This window comes from Lactobacillus sp. HMSC08B12, assembly GCF_001808415.1.
In the GTDB taxonomy this organism is placed as follows: Bacteria; Bacillota; Bacilli; order Lactobacillales; family Lactobacillaceae; genus Lactobacillus; species Lactobacillus delbrueckii.
Window position 1 is genome coordinate 1 of sequence record NZ_KV793211.1, and the last position, 3,534, is coordinate 3,534.

Genomic DNA, 3,534 nt, shown 5'->3' on the forward strand with positions numbered 1-3,534 from the left:
CTTAAGATATCAGTATGACACTACACTAGTTACACTATTCACTATAGACACCTAAAAAGGAGGAAAAAATCTGTAATCTAATTTTAGCTAAAATTACTTAACTCTCTTAACTATTCTCTCTTACTCCCCCAACGGTTTTCAGAGTTAAGTTTTTTTAGATTAGTTAACTATTACTTAACTATTTAGTGCTAATTTCCCAGGATTTTACAACTCAATGTCTAAAAAGCCTACTATTACGGCCTTTTTCGAAGTTTAAGATAATATTTTTTGAGTTATAACTTAAACTCAACGAAATCCTGTAAAAGGTTGATATATCAAGTGATAGAGCACTTTGAGTAGTAATTTATGGGAAATTAGCATTTAGTTAATTACTTAACTCGTTTCTTAACTCCCCGCCCCGATTCGGCAAAAAAGCAAAAGTGAAACTAATAACAAAAGACAGAAAAATAAAAAGGGATGCAAACTCGCATCCCCTCTGTGGCTTTTAACCACGCTTTTTTAAACTGATCCAAACATAGGAATTACCCGTTCCCGGGCGCTTGTGATGTCCCCGCCGTGCCAATTCCTTATTAAATCCTTGCTTGGTGTATGCACTCGGTACTTTCAATTCATGCTCTTTACAATAGGCTAAATAGTCCTCGTAAACCTCTTTAACCTTTGGTGGGGTGGATGAATGCCCCTCTTCATAGTTCCCGTTTTCAAGCCATTGCTTGATGCTGTCAACCGGAACGTGAGCGGAATTCCACAGCCCCGCTGTGGCCTCTTCAACGGCCGCTGGTTGATACTTAGGGTGGTAAAGGGCTTTTCCGTCCCGTGCTTGCCATTTGGCCACGCCCTCAATGCACCATTTCAAGATAAATTCTTTCTCTTTCATCAACTTGCTTTTGAGGTTGATATCTACCGCATCCCCTCGTACCTCGTTTTTAAACGGAATAACGATCAAGCGCCGTAACATAGAGTGTTCCTTAATAGCAATCCGGGGCAAGCCATTAGATTGCCACCAAATTTTAAACTGAGGTAAAAATACAATCGGGTTTTGATGTAGCATTCTAACATTCAGCTTAGTGCCACCTGTCACCGTCTTAACTATCCCGTCATCGATTGTAACCTGTTTTTTGGGCTCGGTTGTCATGACAAACCGCTTGCCCTTAAGGCTTGCAAGGTCTGGACTTGGTGCTGAGCCGTCCCGCTGTGCCTTGTTGTTATCTATCAATGTTTCGATTGGGATAACAGAGCTGTAATCGCCCAGCACCTCGTTTATGCACTCAAGAAAAATACTCTTGCCGTTGCCCCCACTGCCCTCACAGATAAACATAACCTCTTCATTGATTTTGCCCGTAACGCTATAGCCGATGCATGCCTGAACGTAATCGATCAATTCAAGATCCCCGCAAAAGGTCTCTTTTAAAAAACGATCCCAGAGCTTGCCACCGTCCCCCTCTGTGGCTTTATTAGGCAAACCAGCATCCGTTGCCTTATCAAACAGCTTAGCCGGGCTGTGAGGGCTAATAGCGCCCGTTTTGAGGTCAATCCAACCTGTCCGGGTGTTAAGCTCGGTCTTACAGTCGTTAAATGCACGCACGGTTAAACGGCTCTGAGCTAATTCAAGGGTTGCCTTTTGCCCAGCCGCTGAGCTGATTCGCTCGTAACCCTTGTTATAGGCTTTCTCCCCGAATGACTGTTTATCCGGTTTGTGGGGATCACGACCGACTGTAAGCCACAGGCGTTTTTCTTTCTTGAGATTTACCCGCAAATTATCAATGAGCTTTTCTGGGGTTTGGTTAAAGGTCGTGCCCAGTCTGTCATCCTCGTTAGGCATCCATGACCCCGTTTCTGGGTTGTACATAAGCCACGCCTTTAAGCCGGGATGATAAACTAATTTTCCCTTAGCGTACCAATCAGCAAAACGGTTAGCAAACCCAACCTCGGTCATTTCGTAATCTCTGTTATAGAAATAACCGTTAAACGGAAATTCTCTTTCCACCCCGTCAATCTTGATTTTAAGCGTTTCGGCTGTGGCTCTTTCGCCCGGTTCAACAACCCTCATGCCGGAATTTTGGCGGGCTGGGAAATAGCCGTGATCGGGATGCTTGGTCTGAACGTAATTGATCGCCTTAGCAATGGTTTGAGCACCCCACGTTGTGTCGCCCCGGGATGCATCCCACTTTGTGTCATCCGTAAAGCTGGGGGTTGATCTGTATGCTTGGTCAGTCTTTGCCGCATCCCCGTTAGCGTAAAAGGCAAGGCTATTAACAAGGGCTTGCACCGCTGAGCTGTGATCCCCGTTATAGGCGCTGTAATCGCCGCTAGCAACGGCTTTTAGCTCGGGGTTATTGATTGCATTAGAAAGTACCTGTTCAGCTGTCAGCCCGTTATCTGCTCCCCAGTGGCGGCCATTCCCGGTCGGTTGCGGGGTGGTAACCAATAAAGGCTCTTTGGCTTGCTCTTTGCCCGTCCATTTAAAGCCACAGTATGACACGATCGCTTTAATCTCGCTCTCTGTCAGTGCCGGGATGCTGTCGCTATTTGATACCTGATTGCCCGTAAAAGCAACATAGCGGCCGCCTGTGTACATTTCGTACGTCTTGCCCTTGTGTGCCTTATCAAGCTTGCCCTCAACGAAATAATGCAATCCGTTGCCGCTCTGAGATACCTCGCAATAGCCGCCCTTTGTAAGCTTGGTCAGATCCTTAAACTGGGCTGAGGCCTCGGGATCTGGGATATCGTCAACATCGATAAAAACAAGGGGTGGCGTGATCCGTAAACTGAAGGTGAATTTAATAACGCCTGTAATCTTGCCCTCTTGTAAGGCATTGTTAGCGGCTGTGAGGGCTTTTGAGGCGGTCTGGTAGTCCGTCCAACCTGTGGCCTCAGTGCTCTTTAAATTCCGCATTTTGCCCTCATTGAGTAAAAGCTGGGGGTCTACCGTGATCTTGCCCGGGTGCTGTCCCTCGTTTCTGGGTGGTACAACCTTAGCCACAGCCCAGAGGGGTTCTTGTTTGAGGTCGTTTAATGTCTTCATTATTCGGCCTCTCTTTCCGCTTGCTGGTTAATCTTGGTCATTGCCACAGCGTTTAAGATAGATTCCCGGTCTGTCTTTGACAGGTCATACCGCAACATCTTGCTGAGTTTCGTTTCATCGATCCCCAGCGTGTCCGCTACTTGATACTGATACAATCCGGCCGTTTTAATTGCATCCCTAATGTCTTTGTTTCTTGTACTCAAGGTATTTGCCTCGCTTTCTGTAAAAAACTAAGCAAATAAAACATACTAATCTGGTGTTGGATGATTACTCGACGGAGTAGTCGTTCAACCCTTTTTCTTTTACTATGTAAAGTGGAGATGAAGCCAATGCCGTTCTTTTTTTGGACACACGATGTCGTAGGCAAAACGGGCAGCTTCACCATTCAATTGTGAATCTCGTCTAAGTATGTTGGCTGTTAAAGTCCGGTTGAGAAAATTAGATCTGATCTGATTGGATTAGGTGGAGGTAGCTCATCTCCGAGCAAAGCGGAGGTTTATTCTTATGGATTT

The 3,534-nt window shown here is 45.7% G+C and carries 2 protein-coding genes; both read right to left on the reverse strand.

Annotated features, from left to right (window positions below; all coding sequences use genetic code 11):
* Window positions 1-484: 484 nt before the first annotated feature.
* Complete coding sequence (locus HMPREF3168_RS08810; protein WP_070489649.1) at window positions 485-3,022, reverse strand: phage/plasmid primase, P4 family; 2,538 nt, start codon at window positions 3,020-3,022, stop codon at window positions 485-487.
* Entirely contained in the window at window positions 3,022-3,225 is a 204-nt protein-coding gene (locus HMPREF3168_RS08815) for a helix-turn-helix domain-containing protein (protein WP_003616342.1), read from the reverse strand. The genes HMPREF3168_RS08810 and HMPREF3168_RS08815 overlap by 1 nt, the downstream gene beginning before the upstream one ends.
* Window positions 3,226-3,534 lie beyond the last annotated feature (309 nt).

Bases quoted from the DNA above. Each gene is read 5' to 3' on its own strand.
- HMPREF3168_RS08810 (WP_070489649.1), bottom strand. From the start codon at position 3,022: ATGAAGACATTAAACGACCTCAAACAAGAACCCCTCTGGGCTGTGGCT.